19 protein-coding genes are annotated in these 20,377 nt (G+C 64.7%); 13 read left to right on the top strand and 6 right to left on the bottom strand.

The window, feature by feature from the left end:
- Positions 1-14 precede the first annotated feature (14 nt).
- From VSR72_RS37855 to VSR72_RS37885, 7 genes are all read left to right on the top strand, one after another.
- Positions 15-833, top strand: a complete 819-nt coding sequence (locus VSR72_RS37855) for an SDR family oxidoreductase (protein WP_342957365.1) — start codon at positions 15-17, stop codon at positions 831-833.
- 210 nt (positions 834-1,043) lie between these two features.
- Entirely contained in the window at positions 1,044-1,439 is a 396-nt protein-coding gene (locus VSR72_RS37860; protein ID WP_342957333.1) for a dihydroneopterin aldolase, read from the top strand.
- 3 nt (positions 1,440-1,442) lie between these two features.
- Positions 1,443-2,414, top strand: a complete 972-nt coding sequence (gene ttcA / locus VSR72_RS37865; protein ID WP_342957334.1) for a tRNA 2-thiocytidine(32) synthetase TtcA — start codon at positions 1,443-1,445, stop codon at positions 2,412-2,414.
- 188 nt (positions 2,415-2,602) lie between these two features.
- A complete protein-coding gene (gene glmU, locus VSR72_RS37870) occupies positions 2,603-3,964 on the top strand; it encodes a bifunctional UDP-N-acetylglucosamine diphosphorylase/glucosamine-1-phosphate N-acetyltransferase GlmU (RefSeq protein ID WP_342957335.1) in 1,362 nt (453 codons plus the stop codon).
- A gap of 74 nt (positions 3,965-4,038) precedes the next feature.
- Positions 4,039-5,865 carry a glutamine--fructose-6-phosphate transaminase (isomerizing) gene (glmS, locus tag VSR72_RS37875; RefSeq protein ID WP_342957336.1) on the top strand — a complete coding sequence of 609 codons (1,827 nt, stop codon included), beginning with the start codon at positions 4,039-4,041 and terminating at the stop codon, positions 5,863-5,865.
- Between the two features lie 271 nt (positions 5,866-6,136).
- Complete coding sequence (locus VSR72_RS37880) at positions 6,137-6,904, top strand: Sir2 family NAD-dependent protein deacetylase (RefSeq protein WP_342957337.1); 768 nt, start codon at positions 6,137-6,139, stop codon at positions 6,902-6,904.
- A 10-nt stretch (positions 6,905-6,914) separates the two neighbouring features.
- Positions 6,915-7,415 carry a CinA family protein gene (locus tag VSR72_RS37885; RefSeq protein WP_342957338.1) on the top strand — a complete coding sequence of 167 codons (501 nt, stop codon included), beginning with the start codon at positions 6,915-6,917 and terminating at the stop codon, positions 7,413-7,415.
- A 484-nt stretch (positions 7,416-7,899) separates the two neighbouring features.
- Here VSR72_RS37885 and VSR72_RS37890 read toward each other — a convergent pair whose 3' ends face one another.
- Complete coding sequence (locus VSR72_RS37890) at positions 7,900-8,862, bottom strand: DMT family transporter (RefSeq protein ID WP_342957339.1); 963 nt, start codon at positions 8,860-8,862, stop codon at positions 7,900-7,902.
- 429 nt (positions 8,863-9,291) lie between these two features.
- Here VSR72_RS37890 and VSR72_RS37895 point away from each other — a divergent pair, with 429 nt between their 5' ends.
- Entirely contained in the window at positions 9,292-9,513 is a 222-nt protein-coding gene (locus tag VSR72_RS37895) for a hypothetical protein (protein WP_342957340.1), read from the top strand.
- Positions 9,514-9,588: 75 nt separating this feature from the next.
- On the opposite strand, the gene VSR72_RS37900 is transcribed toward VSR72_RS37895, so the two are convergent.
- On the bottom strand, positions 9,589-9,873 hold the full coding sequence (locus tag VSR72_RS37900) for a hypothetical protein (RefSeq protein WP_342957341.1): 285 nt from the start codon (positions 9,871-9,873) through the stop codon (positions 9,589-9,591).
- A 92-nt stretch (positions 9,874-9,965) separates the two neighbouring features.
- Positions 9,966-10,784, bottom strand: a complete 819-nt coding sequence (locus tag VSR72_RS37905; protein ID WP_342957342.1) for a Mut7-C RNAse domain-containing protein — start codon at positions 10,782-10,784, stop codon at positions 9,966-9,968.
- Between the two features lie 138 nt (positions 10,785-10,922).
- On the opposite strand from VSR72_RS37905, the gene VSR72_RS37910 reads away from it, so the two are divergent.
- Positions 10,923-11,795 carry an NAD(P)-dependent oxidoreductase gene (locus VSR72_RS37910; RefSeq protein WP_342957343.1) on the top strand — a complete coding sequence of 291 codons (873 nt, stop codon included), beginning with the start codon at positions 10,923-10,925 and terminating at the stop codon, positions 11,793-11,795.
- A gap of 264 nt (positions 11,796-12,059) precedes the next feature.
- Positions 12,060-12,425 (top strand): response regulator, encoded by a 366-nt coding sequence (locus VSR72_RS37915; protein ID WP_342957344.1) that lies wholly within the window; start codon positions 12,060-12,062, stop codon positions 12,423-12,425.
- A gap of 245 nt (positions 12,426-12,670) precedes the next feature.
- Here the strand turns inward: VSR72_RS37915 and argC are convergent, their stop codons facing one another.
- On the bottom strand, positions 12,671-13,618 hold the full coding sequence (gene argC / locus VSR72_RS37920; RefSeq protein ID WP_342957345.1) for an N-acetyl-gamma-glutamyl-phosphate reductase: 948 nt from the start codon (positions 13,616-13,618) through the stop codon (positions 12,671-12,673).
- A gap of 280 nt (positions 13,619-13,898) precedes the next feature.
- Complete coding sequence (locus tag VSR72_RS37925; RefSeq protein WP_342957346.1) at positions 13,899-14,489, bottom strand: YbhB/YbcL family Raf kinase inhibitor-like protein; 591 nt, start codon at positions 14,487-14,489, stop codon at positions 13,899-13,901.
- Between the two features lie 270 nt (positions 14,490-14,759).
- Between VSR72_RS37925 and VSR72_RS37930 the strand changes: the two genes are divergently transcribed.
- A complete protein-coding gene (locus tag VSR72_RS37930; protein WP_342957347.1) occupies positions 14,760-15,467 on the top strand; it encodes a response regulator transcription factor in 708 nt (235 codons plus the stop codon).
- Between the two features lie 108 nt (positions 15,468-15,575).
- On the opposite strand, the gene VSR72_RS37935 is transcribed toward VSR72_RS37930, so the two are convergent.
- Entirely contained in the window at positions 15,576-16,262 is a 687-nt protein-coding gene (locus tag VSR72_RS37935) for an orotate phosphoribosyltransferase (protein ID WP_028203433.1), read from the bottom strand.
- Between the two features lie 380 nt (positions 16,263-16,642).
- Here VSR72_RS37935 and VSR72_RS37940 point away from each other — a divergent pair, with 380 nt between their 5' ends.
- Together VSR72_RS37940 and VSR72_RS37945 are read left to right on the top strand one after the other, a co-directional pair.
- Positions 16,643-17,884 carry an MFS transporter gene (locus VSR72_RS37940; protein ID WP_342957348.1) on the top strand — a complete coding sequence of 414 codons (1,242 nt, stop codon included), beginning with the start codon at positions 16,643-16,645 and terminating at the stop codon, positions 17,882-17,884.
- Between the two features lie 206 nt (positions 17,885-18,090).
- Entirely contained in the window at positions 18,091-20,376 is a 2,286-nt protein-coding gene (locus VSR72_RS37945) for an NADP-dependent malic enzyme (RefSeq protein ID WP_342957349.1), read from the top strand.
- Position 20,377 lies beyond the last annotated feature (1 nt).

Raw genomic sequence — 20,377 nt, forward strand, 5'->3', positions numbered from 1 at the left:
CGGCTGACGCCGACATGAGCGCATCTGGCGAACGATCGCGCCCCGATTCTGGCGCCCACGCGCCCGTCGTGCTGGTGACGGGCGGGGCGCGCCGCATTGGCCGCGAGCTGTCGCTCGGCTTTGCGGCGCGCGGCTGGGACGTCGCGGTGCACTATGGCGAGTCGCGCGAGGCCGCCGACGAAGTCGTCGCGCAAATCGCGGCGCTGGGCCGCAGGGCCGTGGCGCTGCACGCCGACCTCGGCAACGAAGCCCAGGTGGCGCGGCTCGTGCCGGATTGCACGGCGGCGCTCGGCCGGCCTGCGTGCGTGCTCAACAATGCCTCGCGTTTCGACGAGGACACCGCGCAGGATGTGGGCTACACGAAGCTGCTGCAGCTCATGGCGATCAACGTGGGTGCGCCGCTCGTGCTCGCGCGCATGCTGTACGAGGCGACGCCCGAGGCAGCCGTGGACGACGAGACGCTGCGCACCTGCGTGATCAACGTGCTCGACCAGAAGCTGTACAACATGAACCCCGACTATCTGTCGTACACGCTGACGAAGGCCGCGCTGCAGAACGCCACTGTCGCGCTCGCCCAGGCGCTCGCGCCAAAGGTGCGCGTGGTGGGGCTCGCGCCTGGCCTCACGCTGCAGTCGGGCGACCAGACGCCGGAAAGCTTCGCCGCCGCGCATCAGGTCACGCCGCTCAAGCGCGCGTCGCGGCCCGCGGATCTCGTGGAAGCCGCGCTGTATCTGGCGAAGGCAGCAGGCGTGACCGGCACGACGCTCGTCGTGGACGGCGGCCAGCACCTCGTGCCGCTGCCGCGCGATGTGATGTTTTTGACGGGCGGCTGAAGCCTCGATCACGCACGTAGGTTGCAACAAAATTTGCAACTAAATGCACAAACCGCCGCGCGCAAAACTGCGAACCCGCGGTGCTGACGAAGACAAAGGAACGCAAGCCGCCGCGCACGAGCGGTTTTGCAGACCGGCTGAACGACCCGCCGGGCGCGCCGCGCCGGCATACGTGCGAAAGAACGCACGCTTTTATCGACTGGAACCTACATGTCCACCGTTTTGCTTCACCCCCGGCTCGCCGATTGCCGCCGGCTTTTCCTGCGCGACTATGAAGTGCACATCAACATCGGCGTGCATGACTTCGAGAAGCGCGGCGAGCAGCGCGTCGTCATCAACGTCGATCTGTTCGTGCCGCTCGCAACGACCACGCCGCACGAAGACAAGCTGCGCGAAGTCGTCGACTACGACTTCATGCGCTCGACCGTGGCCGAACGCGTGGGTAAGGGCCATATCCATCTGCAGGAGACGCTCTGCGACGATCTCGCCGCGGCGCTCCTTTCGCACGAACTCGTGCGCGCGGTGCGTGTCTCGACCGAGAAGCCCGACGTTTATCCGGACTGCGACGCGGTGGGCGTCGAAGTCTTTCGCATCAAAGAGGACTGATTCATGAACGCCCCCGAAACGCTACCCGTCGGCGAGGAAGCCGCGACCGAAGAGACGGGCCGCCAGGCGCTCACGCGCCGCGAGCAGAAGGAAGCCTACGAGAACAACAAGCTGTTCAAGCGCATCGTGCGTCAGGTCGGCCAGGCGATCGGCGACTACAACATGATCGAGAACGGCGACAAGGTCATGGTCTGCCTGTCGGGCGGCAAGGACAGCTACGCGATGCTCGACGTGCTGCTGCGCCTGCGCGAGCGCGCGCCGATCCACTTCGACATCGTGGCCGTGAACCTCGACCAGAAGCAGCCGGGTTTTCCGGAGCACGTGCTGCCCGAGTATCTCGACAAGGTTGGCGTGCCGTACCACATCGAGAATCAGGACACGTACAGCATCGTCAAGCGCCTCGTGCCCGAGGGCAAGACGACGTGCTCGCTGTGCTCGCGCCTGCGCCGCGGCATTCTGTACCGAGTGGCGGGCGAACTGGGCGCGACCAAGATCGCGCTCGGCCATCATCGCGACGACATCCTTCAAACGCTGCTGCTGAACCTGTTCTATGGCGGCAAGCTCAAGGGCATGCCGCCCAAGCTGCAATCGGACGACGGCAAGAACGTCGTGATCCGGCCGCTTGCCTACGTGAAGGAAACCGATCTCGAGAAGTACGCGGTGCTGCGCGAATTCCCGATCATCCCGTGCAACCTGTGTGGCAGCCAGCCGAACCTGAAGCGCGCGGAGATGAAGGCGCTGATCCGCGAATGGGACAAGCGCTTCCCGGGCCGCGTGGAGAACATGTTCAACGCGCTCGGCAACGTCGTGCCTTCGCACCTCATGGACGCGAACCTGTTCAACTTCGCGGGCCTGCGCGCGACGGGCGTGGCAGATCCGGCCGGCGACATCGCATTCGACGAAGAGCCGTGCTCGACCGAGCCGGCGCCCGCGGAAGGCACGGCGATCAAGTTCACGCCGTTCGACGATCTCTAAGCCGGCTCTGCGATTTTCTCAAACGCTCCGACCCCGCATCGGAGCGTTTTTGTTATCTGAGCAAGACGGCCCGAAAAGACGTTGTAAAAGAGTGTTTATCGGGGCACGAGAGCCCGGCCGGCCGGCGTGTCCGGGATACCCCGCATGCTAAAATCGGCCGCTTCATTCCTCTTCCAGTCACCGATGCAATGAACATCGTGATCCTCGCGGCAGGCATGGGCAAACGCATGCACTCCGCGCTGCCGAAAGTGCTCCATCCGCTCGCCGGCAAGCCGCTTCTCTCGCACGTCATCGATACTGCCCGCACGCTTTCGCCCACCCGGCTCGTCGTCGTGGTCGGCCATGGTGGCGAGGCCGTGCGCGAGGCCGTTGGCGCGCCCGACGTCCAGTTCGCCGTCCAGGCGCAGCAGCTCGGCACGGGCCACGCGCTCGCGCAGGCGCTGCCGCTGCTCGACGCGAACGTGCCCACGCTCGTGCTCTACGGCGACGTGCCGCTCACGCGCGCTTCGACGCTCAAGCGTCTCATCGAGACCGCTGGCCCGAACGGCTACGGCATCCTCACCGTTACGCTCGACGACCCGACCGGTTACGGCCGCATCGTGCGCGACGCGGCGGGGAAGGTCGAGCGCATCGTCGAGCAGAAGGACGCCAACGAAGCACAGCGCAAGATCGCCGAGATCAACACCGGCATCGTCGTGACGCCCACCGCGCCGCTGGCGGGCTGGCTCGCCGCGTTGAAGAACGACAACGCGCAGGGCGAGTATTACCTCACCGACGTCGTGGAAGCCGCGATCGCCTCCGGTCATCCGGCCGTGACCGCGCAGCCCGACGACGAATGGGAAACGCTCGGCGTGAACAGCAAGCAGCAGCTCGCCGAACTCGAACGCGTGCATCAGCGCAATGTGGCCGAGGCGCTGCTCGTGGCGGGCGTGACGCTCGCGGACCCGGCGCGCATCGACGTGCGCGGCTCGCTTAACTGCGGGCGCGACGTGTTCATCGACGTGAACTGCGTATTCGAAGGCGAGGTGACGCTGGCGGACAACGTGAGCGTGGGCCCGAACTGCGTGATTCGCAGTGCGTCGATCGGCGCGGGCACGCGCGTGGACGCCTACACGCACATCGAAAACGCGGCGGTCGGCGCGAACGCGGTGCTCGGACCGTATGCGCGACTGCGCCCAGGCGCCAGGCTCGCCGACGACGTGCACGTGGGCAACTTCGTCGAAGTGAAGAACGCGAACATCGGCGTGGGCTCGAAAGCGAACCACCTGAGCTACGTGGGCGACGCGGATGTCGGCGCGGGCGTGAACATCGGCGCGGGCACCATCACCTGCAATTACGATGGCGCGAACAAGCATCGCACGATCATCGAAGACAACGTGTTCGTGGGTTCGGATACGCAGCTCGTCGCTCCCGTGCGCGTGGGCCGCGGCGTGACCATCGCGGCGGGCACGACGGTGTGGAAGGACGTGCCCGAAGCGACGCTCGTGCTCAACGAGAAAACGCAGATCGCGAAAACCGGCTACGTTCGGCCGGTGAAGAACAAGAAGTGAACGGTTGAAACACAGGTCGCCGCGCGGCAAACATCGCGCGGCGACCACGCCTCTCATTGCAAAGGATCGAATCCATGTGCGGCATCGTCGGCGCGGTTGCGCAACGTAACATCGTTCCCGTCCTGATCGAAGGACTGCGGCGCCTCGAATATCGCGGCTACGACTCGTGCGGCGTCGCCGTCGTGACGGCCGACGGCCCGCAGCGCGTGCGCAGCGTCGCGCGCGTGGCCGAACTCGACGAGCAGGTGCGCGAGACGCACTTCGAAGGCGTGACCGGCATTGCGCATACGCGCTGGGCCACCCACGGCGCGCCCACGGTGAACAACGCGCACCCGATCTTCTCGCGCGACACGCTCGCGATCGTGCACAACGGCATCATCGAGAACTACGAATCGCTGCGCGAAATGCTGCGCGCGAAGGGCTACGAATTCGTTTCGCAGACCGACACCGAAGTCATCGCCCACCTGATCCACAGCCTGTATCAAGGCGACCTGTTCGCCGCCGTGCGTGAGGCCGTGCAGCAACTCGCGGGCGCTTACGCGATCGGCGTGGTGCACAAGAGCCAGCCGCATACGGTGGTCGGCGCGCGCGCCGGTTCGCCGCTCGTGGTGGGCTATGGCAAGGGTGAGAACTTCATCGCGTCGGACGGCCTCGCCATTGCGGGCAGCGCCGAGCACATCAGCTATCTGGAAGAAGGCGATGTGTGCGAGATCACGCTGGAAGGCGTGCGCATTGCCGATCGCGCGGGCAACATCGTGACGCGCGAAGTGCGCGACGTGCAGGCCTACGGCGCCTACGGCGGCGCGGTCGATCTCGGCCCGTATCGCCACTACATGCAGAAGGAAATCTTCGAGCAGCCGCGCGCGATCTCCGACACGATTCCCGCCACCGACGCCTTCACGCCCGAACTCTTCGGCGAGAACGCGCTCGAGGTGTTCAAGGGCATCGACAGCATCCTGATTCTTGCGTGCGGCACGAGCTACTACGCGGGCCTGACGGCGAAGTACTGGCTCGAGTCGGTCGCAAAGATCCGCACCGATGTCGAGATCGCGAGCGAATATCGTTATCGCGAGTCGGTGCCGAATCCGCGCGCGCTCGTTGTGACCATCTCGCAGTCGGGCGAAACCGCCGACACGCTCGCCGCGCTCAAGCACGCGCAGTCGCTCGGCATGGCGCACACGCTCGCGGTGTGCAACGTGGCGACGAGCGCGATGGTGCGCCTCACCGAACTCAAGTTCCTCACGCACGCGGGGCGTGAGATTGGCGTGGCGTCGACGAAGGCGTTCACCACGCAGCTCGTCGGCCTGTTCATTCTCGCGGTCACGCTCGGCAAGCTGCGCGGGCATGTGAATGCCGAGCAGGAAACCGCGCACCTGAAGCTGCTGCGCCACCTGCCGGCCGCGCTGAACGGCGTGCTCGCGCTGGAGCCGCAGATCATCGCGTGGTCGGAGGAATTCGCGCGCAAGGAAAACGCGCTCTTCCTCGGGCGCGGGCTGCACTACCCGATCGCGCTCGAAGGCGCGCTCAAGCTCAAGGAAATCTCGTACATCCACGCCGAAGCGTATCCGGCGGGCGAACTCAAGCACGGGCCGCTTGCGCTCGTGACCGAGGCGATGCCCGTGGTGACGGTGGCGCCCAACGACGCACTGCTCGAAAAGCTCAAGTCGAACATGCAGGAAGTGCGCGCGCGTGGCGGCCAGTTGTACGTGTTCGCCGATGCCGATACGCACATCGCGAGCGAAGACGGCATCCACGTGATCCGCATGCCGGAGCACTACGGGCTGCTTTCGCCGATCCTGCACGTCGTGCCGCTGCAAATGCTCGCGTATCACACGGCCTGCGCGCGCGGCACCGATGTGGACAAGCCGCGCAATCTCGCGAAGTCGGTGACGGTGGAGTGAGGTTGTTCGCGCGCTGATCGCGCCGGTTGAAAAAGGGGATGCCATTGCGGCATCCCCTTTTTGTTTGTTCAATCGCGGCAGGAGGCATTGAGAGGCCGCTCAGGCGGCTGCCGCGGTTCGCGGCGTAGGCTGGGCTGGCCAAAGGCGCTGCGTCGCTCCAGAGGGCGCGCAGTGCGCTCGCTGGGACCGTGGGCCTGTCCGCGCCATTGCGAACCTCAGCCGAAACGACGCTGTAAGGTCATAATGTCGCCGTTCGATCAAGGAGGCAAAAGTGGCAAACGTGGCGCAATCCCGGCAACCGGGGCACTCCGGCAGACTACCCCGCCTGTTCGTGTTTTCCGGTGCCGGCCTTTCCGCGGAGAGCGGCATTTCGACGTTCCGCACCGGCGACGGCATCTGGTCCCACGCGAGCATCGACGAAGTCTGCAATTACCTCACGTGGCGCCGCAACCGGCCCGCGGTCTTCCGCTTCTACAACCAGCGCATCGCCGAATGCGGCGACGCGCGCCCGAACGCCGCCCACCAGTTGCTCGCGAAGTGGCAGGACGACTGGGGCACCGAGCGCGTGCATCTCGTCACGCAGAACATCGACGACATGCTCGAGCAGGCCGGCGCGCGCCAGGTCACGCATCTGCACGGCGACATGATTTCGCTTCTGTGCACTGACTGCGACTATCGCTTTCCCGCCTCCGGCCGGGCGCTCGATCCGCAAGCGGCCTGTCCGTCGTGCGGGCAGGTGGAGGGCGTGAAGCCCGGCGTGGTGTTCTTCAACGAGGCCGCGCCCGAGTACGAGACGCTCTGGCGCATTCAGCGCGACATGACGCCGGACGATCTCTTCATCGCCGTGGGCACGGCGTTCGAGGTGATCCCGCCTGAGCGGCTTCTCCCCCCCGAGCGTTGCGGGCATTACGCGCGCAATTTCCTCGTCGATCCGGCGCCGCGCCGCACGGAATGCTTCGGCGTCGTAGAGGCCAAGCCCGCGACCGTCGGTTTGCTCGATCTCGAATCGACCATCGAGCGGATGATGGCGGGCGACTAGGCTTGCCGTCATGAACATTGCGAAGCAGATCGTCGGCTATCTGAAGTCGCGCTCGCTCGTGCTCGCGAGCATCGAAACCGGTACGGCCGGCGCGATCGGTGCGATGCTGGCCGATCAGCGCGGCGCCCGCGGTTGTCTCGATCTCGTTAGCGTGGCGCATTCGGAAGCGGCGCTTGCGACGCTGGCCGGCGTGAGTGCGCAGACGATCGAACACAATGGACTCGTGAGCGTTGCGATTGCGCGTGAAGCCGCCGAAGGCGCGCTTGCGCGCAGCGCAGGTCGCGCGAGCGTTGCGTTGGCTAGCATCGGCTGGCTTGCCAACGAAGAGGACGAGCCAGGTGCAGTCGTGACGCATTGCCTGGCTTGGGCGTGCATCGAAGACGGCCGCGTGCATAGCGCGGGCGAGACGCTGAGTTTTTCCGGCAGACGCAGCGAGATCCGCAGATCGATCGCGCGGCGTGCGTTGCTCGGCTTGCCGCGATACGTCGATAGCGTTCTCACGCGCGATTAAACACAGAGAACATAGAGCGCAATGTCTTTGCGCGAATGCGCAGCACGCGAGCGCAGCGAGCGTCGCGCGTTTTCCCATTGTCTTTTCAGTATTTATATTTATAAGTAGTAGCAGTTAACAAGTCCTGGCATTAACTGTGGACAACAGGAAAATTGCCTGACGGCTCATACCGATGCAAAACGGATAGCCATGCGGACAATACCTGTACGCGTTGCGAGCTCCTGGGATAACTTTTCAGGCCGCAACGCCTGGTGCGTAGTTATCAAGAAGTCGTCCACAGTTCGTTCGCCAGGTCGTCCCCAGGTTGTCCAGAGGTAGACGTGGATAACCTGGTTCTGCGCGGCGTCATTGCGCGTTATCCACAAGACAAAAAAATGGCGTCGCTAACGAGTGACGCCATTCATCGAAAAAGTGCAGAGCGCGATACCCGCGCCGAAAAATCCTGGCGCGCATTACGCTTTTTCGTCTTTACGCCATTTACGCTTTACGCCGTTTCGGCCGGTTGGGTAGCCGCGCTTTGCCGGGCGCGTACGCGAGCTTGCCAGGCCGGCAGCAGCTGGCAGGCGAGCAAGCCGGCGAGCATGAGCACGCAGCCGGCGAGTGCGCGCGGCGTGAGCGTTTCGCCGAGTGCGGCCCAGCCCGCGAGTGCGGCGAACACGCCTTCCATGCTGAAGATCACGGCGGCGTGCGCGGGCGCGGCGTCACGCTGCGCGACGACCTGCAGCGTATAACCGATGCCCACCGAAAGCGCGCCGCCATAGAGGATGGTGGGCGCGGCACGCACGATGTCGGCGGCGCGCAGCGGTTCGCAAACGAGCCCGATCGCGAGGCACACCACGCCGCAGGCGACGAACTGCACGATCGAAAGCGCGAGCGGATCGTGGCGCGGCGCGTAGTGGCCCACGAGCATGACCTGGATCGAGATCACGAGCGCGCAGCCGAGCTGGTACCAGTCGCCGTACATCACCGAAAAGTGCTCGTTGATGCTGAGGAAGTAGAGGCCCATCGCCGCGAGCGCGGCGCCGACCCATGTGCCGATGCCTGTGCGATGGCGCAGCAGCACGCCGAGCATCGGCACGATCACGACATAGAGCGAGCTGATGAAGCCGGCGTTGGCGATCTTCGTGTAGCCGAGCCCGATCTGCTGAAGCGAGATGGCGACGGCCAGCACGAGGCCAAGCACGGTGCCCGAGCGCAGCAGCGCGCCGTTGAACAGCGCTGCCGCCGCGCTGCCGCTGCCCGCAGCGGAGCGCCGGCCGGCGCTGCGGCGTGCAAGCAAAAAGACGGAGACGACGGCCGCGCCCAGCAGGAAGCGCAGACCGGTGAACAGGAACGGGCCGATGGCGTCGAGGCTCAGGCGCTGGGCGACGAAGGCCGAGCCCCAGATGAGGGCGGCGATCAGCATCAGCAGGTTGGCGCGCAGGTGGCGGCGGGTGGCGGATTGCAAGCGGAGATCTCTTTTTGCGGGAAACGGGCGCGACGGCGTTTTCGATGGTCGGCGCGGTTGGCACGTTCGGCGCGCGTGGCGCGCAGTGCCCTGTTGCGCTAGGGGCAGGTTGCCCCTTTTCGCGATTGCATCTGAATCGGGTGTAAATCTGGCCCGAATTTACTTGGGGCACGCCGATTCAGCGTATTACGTGAAAAAACCACGAACTTCAGGAAAACGAACGCGTAAATGGCGATCGTATCCGAATTGAAAGGGAATTGTCTCCCGGAAAATACACCCGGCCATTAGCGGATGACAAACGCCCTACGCTGCGTAATACTGCTTCGCGCGAAACGCCCGCCCAGATCGGCAAGCGGATCGTTTCGCTGTTTCACGCTGTTCAAATTCACAACGTGCCGGTCATTCATTGTCAGGTTTGGGGAACAACAGATGAAAAAGATTCTCGCCTCGCTCATCGCAGCATCGTTCGCACTGGTTACGGCTCAGGCATTCGCACAAGACGCATCGGCTCCGGCTGCGACCGCACCGGCAGCTAGCGCACCGGCAAAGGCCAAGAAGCACCACAAGGAACTCAAGCACCACGGCAAGCGTGCCGCTGTGTCGGAAGGCGCATCGGCCGCCGGTACGGCAGACAAGGGCCAGGCTAACTAAAGCGCCCTTCAGCCATAAAAAAAGCCAGAGCATCTGCTCTGGCTTTTTTTATGCGCGCGCGCCGCGGGTAGGCGTTCAGGACGCGTCGCGCGCGAGTCCAGCTTCCAGCAATTCCGTGAGCAGGCCGCTCACGCCGCCGGGGTGACCCTCGGCGCGCGCTTTCAGCTTCTCGACGAGATCGGCGTTGAGCTTGCACGCGAACGGCACGAGCCCTTGCGCCTGGTCCAGCTTGCGCTGTTCGCGACGGTCCAGCGCCGGCTGCACTGCGCCCTTGCCAAAGCGCTCGGGTCCGCTCTTGTGCGTCGCTTGCATCAGTTTCAGCGCCTTGTTCTTCTCAAGGTCGGTTTTCTTCATGGCCATATGTCGTGCTCCGGTGTTGGGCGGTGGCGCGCATTGTACGCAAACGCCTGCGTGAGTCCATCGCGGCTACGTGCGGATACCCGTGAATACCACTACGCGTCGCCGTCGCGATCCGGCCCCTCATGGCCGTTGTGCCGCTCATGCAGGTTGTGTGACGTGTGCACTTCGTCGGCGGGGCGCGTGAGGCCGTCGATCAGCGTGCGCATGCGCTGCCAGTGCGAGCCTTCCCAGAACACCCGCTGGCAGACGTCGCAGGTCACGAAGCGCGTCTGCCGGTCGTAGACGCCAGCGGGCACGCGCTCGCGCACCGCGGCGCGCTCGATCGGCCGCAGCGGCGCGTTGCACATGAGGCAGAGCCGGAACGGCCGCGCGCTCGCCGCGAGGTCGAGACGCTCGAAAATCTCGTGGACCTGAACGCGCGGCTTGAGCGCGCGCACGTAGCAGCCGTGCGTGATGGTGCGGCGCTTGAGCAGCTCGCGGTCGCGCGTGAGCACGATGCGGTGCTCGGCGGCGGCGAGCGCCTCGATCTCGTCGTCGGGGAAGTGGTTGTCGTAGAGCGTATCGAAACCGGCCAGCCGCAGGAGTTGCGCGAGGCCTCCAAGATGCGCGTCGGCGACGAAGCGCAGTTCGCGCAGCGGCGCGTCGCGCACGCGCAGCAGCGGCCGGATGTCGAGCGCCTCGAACTTCGGGTAGACGGCCACGCGGTCACCGTCCGCAAGCGGATGGTCGAAACCCACCGATTCGCCATTCACGAGAATCAACTCGACTTCCGTATGCGGCACGCCGAGCGCTTCGATCATGTGTTTCGCCGTGGCGTTGCGCGCGCAGGCGCAACTGAACGCACGCCGGCGCAGCGGCCGCGCAAGAAAGTCGTTCAGCTCCTCGTAAAAGCGGAAGGTGGCGGTGACCATGTGAAGCAGTATCGCACCGCCTGTCAGAGCGCGTACGGGCGTTCGCGCAGCGCGCGAGCGTGCCTGCAGGGCGGCCCGTCTTGTGCTGTACTGCACCTTTCCTCCGGGTTTCCCCTCGTTTATTGGAAGGAGCAGGCGATGGACATCGGTTTTATCGGTCTTGGTGAAATGGGCGGCGCGATGGTCGGCAATCTGCTGAAGGCCGGTCACACGGTGCGCGTTTGGAACCGCACGGCTGCGAAAGCGCAGGCGCTCGCCAACGCGGGCGCGCGCATCGTCGGTACGCCGGGCGAGGCCTTTGCCGGCGACGCCGCGATCTCGATGCTCGCCGACGACGCCGCGCTGCGCGAGGTCATCGACGCAACGCTGCTCGACCATGCGCCACAAGGCCTCGTGCACGTGAACATGGCGACCATTTCCGTCGAACTGGCGCAAGCACTGGCGCGCGAGCATGCCGGACGCGGCCTGCACTATGTGGCGGCCCCGGTGCTCGGGCGTCCGGACGCCGCGCAGGCGGCGAAACTCACGATCATGGCGGCAGGAGCGGCTGAGGCGATCGACCGCGTGCAGCCGCTTTTCGACGTGATTGGCCAGAAAACATGGCGTGTCGGCGCCGTGCCGCAGCAGGCGAACGTGATGAAACTCGCCGCGAACTTCATGCTGGCTTCGGCCGTCGAGTCGCTTGGCGAGGCGGCAGCGCTGCTCGACGGCTACGGCGTTGCGATGCGTGACTTCCTCGACGTCGTGACGGGCGGCCCGTTTCCGGGCCCGGTGTATGCAGGCTACGGCGGCATGATCGCGGAGCGCCGCTACGAGCCGGCGCTCTTCAAGGCACGTCTCGGCCTGAAGGACGTACGGCTCGCGCTGGCCGCCGCCGACGCCGCCGCGACACCCATGCCGCTCGCAAGCGTGCTGCGCGACAGTCTGCTCGAGGCCGTGGCGCACGGCGACGGCGAGCGCGATTTCGCCGTGCTCGGCAAGGTGGCCGCACGGCGTGCCGGCCGCGGCTGAGCGTCGTTGTGAGATGACGGGGCGCAATGAGGCGCGGCGAACGTTCGCAGGCGTTTTGCGATCAAAATCTTCAGACAACCGCGCGGTGACGCACAAAGACCCGGATGGCGGCTGAGCACAATGTGGCGCATCTCGATGGACAGCGGCCGGGGTTGCCGCGCTGCCCGCGATGTGGGGACGGGGAACCGATGACGATGACAGGCACGTACCAGATCAAGAGGGGAGATCTGACTGCGAGGCCACTTCAGGGTAGGAGAACGGCGGATGGAGACGCGCATCCTGATCGCCGATAACGACGAGAAGTCGCTAAGCGGCCTCAGCACCTTGCTGACAGATCTTGGCTACGGCGTGTCTGTGGCCCGCACGCTCGACGAAGCGATCGATCTTGCCGCGCGCGGCGCGCCAGACGTGGCGATCGTGGCGCTTTCGCTCGTGCAGGACGAGCCAGCAACGATCGTGCGGCAATTGCGCGCGGTCGGCGGCGAGCGCGCTGCGCTTTTGATCGCGCTCGCCGGATGGGGCGAATCGCGCCATCGCGACGAGGCGCTAGCGGCGGGCTTCGACGTGCATCTCGTGCGGCCAGTAGGGCTCGATCAGTTGATGTTCATCCTGTCGATGACAGGACAATAATGAACGTGTTGTTGTGGCGCAACATTCAGGGTGCGCACTACTTTACATGTTGCATTGCATCACGCTAGTCGATATACTGCTTCTTGTCTCCTCCATGTCTCCTCTGATATGGATTCAGCCCGCCAAACATTGGCGGGCTTTTTTTCGTCTGCAGGTTTTGCATCGGTGCAAAGCACGGGCGTAGGGGCGTAAAAAAACCGGCTCAACGAGCCGGTTTTTTTGTTTGCGCTGCGAACCGCGGTGTTTCAGGCATTCAGGCCGGTATTCTCGGCCGCGCCAATGGCGAGATTCATGCACTGGATCGCCGCGCCCGAGGCGCCCTTGCCCAGGTTGTCGAGGCGCGCAACGGTGACGAACTGCTCGTCGTTGCCGAACACGAACAGGTCGACGCGGTTCGTGTCGTTGTTCGCCTGAACGTCGAACATGCCGGCGTCGAGGTTGTCATCGGCGTTGAAGGGCGCCACGCGTACGAATTGCTCGCCCGCGTAGTACTCGGCGAAGAGCGCCTGCACGTCTTGCGGCTTCGCGCCGCGCGCGAGCTGCTTCGGCGAAAAATAGGTCGTGACCGCGAGGCCCTTGTAGAACGGACCGACGATCGGCGTGAACACCGGCGCCGACTTCAGTCCGCCGTGCACCGCCATTTCCGGCAGATGCTTGTGCGTGAGGCCGAGCGCGTACGGGCGCGGGCTCGCGAGCTTCGCATTGCCGCCGGCTTCGTACTCCGCAATCATTTTCTTGCCGCCGCCGCTGTAGCCCGTGAGCGAGTAGCTGTGTGCGGCGAAATCCGGCGCGACGAGGCCGGCTTCGACGAGCGGGCGCATGGCGAGGATGAACGCCGAAGCGTGGCAGCCGGGCACCGCGATGCGCTTCGATTTGCGCACCTTGTCGCGCTGCGCCTTGGTCAATTCGGGCAGGCCGTAGGCCCAGTCGGCCTGCGTGCGGAACGCCGTGCTCGCGTCGATCAGCACCGTGCGGTCGTTTTCGACGAGCGAGGCCGACTCGCGCGAGGCGACGTCGGGCAGGCACAGGAACGTCACGTCCGAAGCGTTGATGAGACGGCGGCGTTCCTCGACGTCCTTGCGCTTCGCGTCGTCGATACGCAGGATCTCGACGTCGGTGCGCGGCGACAGGTATTCAAAAATCTTCAGGCCGGTCGTGCCTTCCTGTCCGTCGACAAAAACTTTCGTGCTCATCTCAGTCTCTCTGAACGCGGGGATTGCGGGGCGCCATCACCTTGGGCGGCGCTGGAACGGTATTTTAAGACGTCATGCGGACGCACGTGTGAACACGTCTGGAAAAAATCGGGGGCTTACCCGCAAGCCAAGGCTCAGGCGCTCGCCGCGCGGCCGGCCAGCCAGCGGTCGGTGACGGCGGCAACGCGCACGCCGAAGGCACGAGATCATCTTAAGCACTTCCGCGTTGCAGCATCCGTCGCACGGCGCATCGGTCGCGAGCTGCGCCGGCCTGTTTGGGTCAGCGCCCGTATGTCACAGTCAATTGCGCGCTTCCAAGCGTCGAACCGCTGATCTCGCGATCGAACAGCGCCGCGGGGCGGCCTTGCGCGAGCGGGAGCGTCTCGATGTTCAGCGCATAGACGGTGACGACGTAGCGATGGGGGTTGCCCGGCGGCGGGCACGGTCCTCCGTAGCCCTCGATGTTGAAGTCGTTGCGCGCCTCGATCGCGCCGAGCTTGCGCAGCGCGCCCGAAGCGCTGGCGTTCTCCGGCAGGCTCTTCACGTTTGCCGGAATATTTGCGACGGCCCAGTGCCACCAGCCGCGTCCTGGCGCGTCGCGATCGAAGATCGTAATGGCAAAGCTGCGCGTAGCTGCAGGAGCATTGCGCCAGGTCAAGCTTGGTGATTGGTTCGGCCCATTGCAGCCAGCATCGTTGAAGACCTGACGCGGGCCGACTTTTCCGCCGTCACTGAAATCGGCGCTCGTTACCGTGAATTTTTCGCCCGCGCAGGCTAGATTGGCTGTCAGCACGACACTCGCGATTGCGAGGCCCGCACATACGGCTGCACGGCGCGCGCAACCTGGCTGAAAGTCATAGGGAGTACGCATCAGCGAGTTCTCCTGTATGTTTGTGAAATTCGGGCCACGTAGTCCTGAAGGAAAGTTTTGAATTGTTCCCTAGTCCGAATTTGATCCAATATAGCGGTATAAACGAGCGAGCTTTCGCCTGCGCGCGTACAGAATGCGCAGGAGGATTCCGCTATAGTCATATATTCTCCTGCACGGGCTCGTGGAGCCATCGGACGCCAGAAACAAGAAGCGAAATATGGACTGGCCGCGCGCCGGAGAGATAAGCAGGTTTGCCTACACGGAGGGGTAATGCAGCAACCAATCAGGGTCGTAGTCGCCGACGATCATCCGGTGATCTTGTTTGGTGCGGAACATGCACTGCTCAACTTTCCCGGGATCCAGGTCGTTGGTCGCGCCCGCCAGTCCACGGAACTCGTCAAGGCGTTGCAAACGGTTCCCTGCGACGTGCTTGTCACGGACCTGGCCATGCCGGGCGGCCAGTACGGCGACGGATTGCCGCTCATCGGCTACCTGCGGCGCAACTTCCCGAACGTTCCCATCGTTGTCCTCACGATGCTCGAAAATGCCGCGCTGCTCAAACGCCTCGGCGAGCTCGGTGTGATCGCGGTCGTGCACAAATCCGACGACCTGAGCCACATCGGCCTCGCGGTGCAGCACGTGAGCCGCAATCTCGAGTACATGAGCCCACAGGTGAAGATTGCGCTCGATCAATTGCGCATCAACAGCGGCGGAAGAACCGACGAAGTGATTCTCTCAAAGCGAGAACTCGAAGTCGTGCGGCTCTTTGTTTCAGGCATGACGATTAAAGAAATATCCGAGAAACTTAGCCGGAGTATTAAGACCATTAGTACTCAAAAGAATACGGCAATGCGCAAGCTCGGACTCGATCGCGACTCCGAACTTTTCCAGTATGCGCAGAGCAATGGTTTGCTCAATCTCTCTTCGCATGCGCGCGATGTGCCTGAAGACGGCAGCGAGGCAAAAGCGGCGCATTGATCCTGCCGCTCTCGCGCAACCACCCTGCAACGGCCAGAAAAAAAGGCCATCTGCCCAGGAGGCAGATGGCCTTTTTGCTATGCGCTCGCGCTTGTGCGGCGTGTGCGCTTACTGCGGTGCCGACGTTGCGCCGCCGTGCGCAGCCGACCATTCAGCCGGCGCGTGCAGGAATTTCTCGACTTCGTCGAGCGTCTTCGTTTCGAAGTAGCCCGATTCCTTGGCGACGCGCAGCACGTCCCACCACGTGGCGAGCGCGTGCAGGTCGACGTCGATGTCCTTCAGGACCGAGACGCTTTCCTTGAAGATGTTGTAGTGGAACAGCACGAAGCAGTGGTTCACCTGCGCGCCGGCCGTGCGCAGCGCGTTGATGAAGTTGATCTTGCTGCGGCTGTCGGTGGTCAGGTCTTCGACGAGCAGCACGCGCTGGCCTTCGGTGAGGAGACCTTCGATCTGCGCGTTGCGGCCGAAACCCTTCGGCTTCTTGCGCACGTACTGCATGGGCACCATCAGGCGGTCGGAGAGCCATGCCGCGAACGGGATGCCCGCGGTTTCGCCGCCGGCCACGGCATCGATCTGCTCGTAGCCGACGTCGCGCAGGATCGTGGCTTCGGCCATTTCCATCAGGCCGCGGCGCACGCGCGGATACGAGATCAGCTTGCGGCAGTCGATATAGACCGGGCTCGCCCAGCCGGAAGTGAAGATGAAGGGCTTTTCGGCATTGAAGTGCACGGCCTTCACTTCGAGCAGCATTTTCGCGGTTGCGTCCGAAATCGTCTGGCGATCGTAGCCTGTCATGGGCGAATCCTTGGATATGAGTGCGGGAGGAGGGCGGGCGCGAGGCCCGGTGGCGCTGGCACGGCGGGCTCGAAGCGTGGCTTCGGCGCCTGCGGTGCGCGGCCCGGAGGCGTGGATCGTCTGACCTTTCCTGCACAGCATGGGGTCAAGGCGACTCGCACAGTCCGGACGGCTTCTCTTGCGCGCGTAGGCCGGTATTTTACCCGACTTGACGATCGCCGACGAGTCGTACCGGCAACTGCCGACAGCGATGTGGGGCGCGAACGCCAGCGGCGCCGCGGTGCGCGCGGGTTGCGCCGTGGTTGTGACGGCCCTGCCACGCCTTTACACTCACGCCGGTTTGCGCTCCCGGTGTGCGCACGTTTCTCAGGATTGTTCACATGACCGCCGTTTCTACCAACCCAGTCGCCGCCACGCGCGGCCACGCCCTGCGTGCGCTCGTCGCCTCGGTGCTCGGCTATGCCATGGACGGCTTCGATCTGCTGATGCTCGGCTTCATGCTGCCCGCGATCAGCGCCGATCTGCACCTCTCCGGCGCGCAGGCGGGCGCGCTCGTCACGTGGACGCTCGTCGGCGCCGTGGTGGGCGGCATCGTCTTCGGGCTGCTGAGCGACCGCTACGGGCGCGTGCGCGTGCTCACGTGGACCATCCTGCTGTTCGCCGTCTTCACCGGCCTGTGCGCGCTCGCGCGCGGCTACGGCGACTTGCTCGTCTACCGCACGATCGCGGGCATCGGGCTGGGCGGCGAGTTCGGCATTGGCATGGCGCTCGTCGCCGAAGCGTGGCCTGCTCACCTGCGCGCGCGGGCGTCGTCGTATGTCGGGCTCGGCTGGCAACTGGGCGTGCTGGCCGCCGCGCTCCTCACGCCGCTGCTGCTCCCGCTGATTGGCTGGCGCGGCATGTTCGCCATCGGGCTGCTGCCGGCAGCCGTTTCGTTCGTCGTTCGGCGGCGCGTGGAGGAGCCCGAGCTCTTCGTCGCGCATGCACAGCGCATGGCCGTTGCGGCGAAGACCGAGCGTCCGCGCGCGCTGCGCATGCTCGTGGCCGATGCGCGCACCGCGCGCGCGAGCCTGGGCGTGGCCGTGCTCTGCTCGGTGCAGAACTTCGGCTACTACGGGCTGATGATCTGGCTGCCCGCGTACCTTTCGAAGTCCTTCGGCTATTCGCTCACGAAGTCGGGGCTCTGGACTGCCGCGACGGTTGCCGGCATGGCGCTCGGCATCTGGCTCTTCGGCGTCGCTGCCGACCGCTTCGGCCGCCGGCCCGCGTTTCTGTTCTATCAAGCCGGCGCCGTGGTCATGGTGTTCGTCTACGCGCAGCTTTCCACGCCGTTTGCGCTGCTGATTGGCGGCGCGGCGATGGGCGTGTTCGTCAACGGCATGATCGGCGGCTACGGCGCACTGATCTCCGAGCTGTATCCCACCGCGGCGCGCGCGACCGCGCAGAACGTGCTGTTCAACATCGGCCGCGCCGTGGGCGGCTTCGGCCCGCTCGCCGTAGGCGCACTGGCCGCGCGTTACTCCTTCACGGTGGCGCTCTGCATGCTCGCTGCCATCTACGTGCTCGATATTCTCGCGACGCTCTTCCTCATTCCCGAACGGCGCGGCGCGGCGCTCGACTGAGCGCGGCTCATCCGTCAGACGAAAGCGCCGCCGCTTTATCGCCCGCGCGAATTCCCGGTATCAGTCTTTGACCCACGTGGACGCGAACGGCGCCAGGTGTACACTAATCGGCCCTGCTGGAACGCTCGTGCCGTGCGAACCGGCGGGCCTACGACCATAAAAGATTCTCTCTCTCACGTCTCTCACGTCCCCAGGCAGGCCTGAAAATGGATGAACAACTGAAGCAAAGCGCGCTCGCGTATCACCAGAATCCGAAGCCCGGCAAGATTTCGGTTACGCCGACCAAACCGCTCTCGAACCAGGTCGATCTTTCGCTTGCTTACTCGCCCGGTGTTGCCGCCGCTTGCGAGGCAATCCACGCTGACCCGCTCGACGCACAGAAGTACACCTCGCGCGCCAACCTCGTCGGCGTCGTGACGAACGGCACGGCCGTGCTCGGCCTCGGCAACATTGGCCCGCTCGCGGCCAAGCCGGTGATGGAAGGCAAGGGCTGTCTCTTCAAGAAGTTCGCCGGCATCGACGTGTTCGACATCGAACTCGACGAACTGGACCCGGACAAGCTCGTCGACGCGATCGCCATGCTCGAGCCCACGCTTGGCGGCATCAACCTCGAAGACATCAAGGCGCCCGAGTGCTTCTACATCGAGCAGAAGCTGCGCGAGCGCATGAAGATCCCCGTCTTTCACGATGACCAGCACGGCACGGCCATCATCGCGTCGGCTGCGATCCTCAACGGCCTGAAGGTCGTGGGCAAGGAACTCGGCAGCGTGAAGCTCGTGTGCTCGGGCGCGGGCGCGGCGGCGATCGCGTGTCTGGACCTGCTCGTGAAGCTCGGCTTGAAGAAAGAGAACATCCTCGTCACCGACTCGAAGGGCGTGATCTACGAAGGCCGCGGCAGTCTCGATCCGTCGAAGGCGCGCTACGCCGCGAACACCGAAGCGCGCACGCTCGGCGACGCGATCAAGGCCGCCGACGTGTTCCTCGGCTGTTCGAGCGCGGGCGTGCTCAAGCCCGAGATGGTCAAGGAAATGGGCGACAAGCCGCTGATCCTCGCACTCGCGAACCCGGAGCCGGAAATCCGCCCGGAAGAAGCGAAGAAGGTGCGCCCGGACGCGATCATCGCCACGGGCCGTTCGGACTATCCGAACCAGGTCAACAACGTGCTGTGCTTCCCGTTCATCTTCCGCGGCGCGCTGGACGTGGGCGCGACGACCATCACGGAAGAGATGAAGCTCGCATGCGTGCGCGCGATCGCGGAACTCGCGGAAGAAACCGACCAGGGCGACGAAGTGGCGAAGGCCTATGAAGGCCACACGCTCGAATTCGGCCCGGAGTATCTGATTCCGAAGCCGTTCGATCCGCGTCTCATCATCAAGATCGCGCCGGCCGTGGCGCAAGCCGCGATGGATTCGGGCGTGGCGACGCGTCCGATTCAGGACATGGACGCCTACCGCGAGCAGCTTGGCGCGACGGTGTACCGGTCGGGCATGGTGATGCGTCCGGTGTTCGCGGCTGCGAAGGCCAACTGCGCGCGCATCGTGTTCGCCGAGGGCGAAGACGAGCGCGTGCTGCGCGCCGCGCAGTTCGTGCTCAACGAGAAGATCGCCAAGCCGATCATCGTGGGCCGTCCTTCGGTCGTTGAAATGCGCCTGAAGAAGATGGGCTCGAAGCTGCGTCCGGGCACCGACTTCGAGATCGTCGATCCGGAAGACGATCCGCGCTTCCAGAAGAGCTGGCAGGCGTACCACGAACTGGGCGCGCGCCAGGGCATCACGCCTGACGTGGCGAAGGCTTCGGTGCGCAAGTTCAACACGCTGATCGGCGCGATTCTCGTGCATCTGGGCGACGCCGACGGCATGATCTGCGGCCTGCTCAACAGCTTCGACTATCACCTGAAGTTCGTCGATCAGGTGTTCGGCAAGGCCAAGGAAGCCGAGAACTATGCGGCGATGAACCTGCTGATGCTGCCGGGCCGCAACATCTTCATCAGCGACACGTACGTGAACGAAGTGCCGAGCGCCGAGCAGCTCGCCGACATGACGATTCTCGCTTCGCGCGAAATCGAGAAGTTCGGCATCACGCCGAAGGTCGCGCTGCTTTCTTCGTCGAACTTCGGCAGCGTGCGTTCGTCGACGTCCGCACGCATGCAGGCCGCGCGCGAGCTGATCGCCGCGCGCGATCCGCAGCTCGAAGTGGACGGCGAAATGCACGGCGACGCCGCGCTCTCCGAACTGATCCGCAAGCAGTCGTTCCCGGGCACGACGCTCACGGGCGAGGCGAACCTGCTGATCATGCCGAACGTGGAAGCGGCCAACATCGCGTACAACCTGCTGAAGGTGATTGGCGGCGAAGGCGTGACGGTCGGCCCGTTCCTGCTGGGCGCTTCGAAGCCGGTGCATATCCTCACGCCGGCGGCGACGGTGCGACGCATCATCAACATGACGGCGGTGGCTTCGGCTAACGCGAACGTGGCGAAGGCGGCGGCGAAGTAAG

This window comes from Paraburkholderia sp. JHI869 (genome assembly GCF_038900775.1).
In the GTDB taxonomy this organism is placed as follows: domain Bacteria; phylum Pseudomonadota; class Gammaproteobacteria; order Burkholderiales; family Burkholderiaceae; genus Paraburkholderia.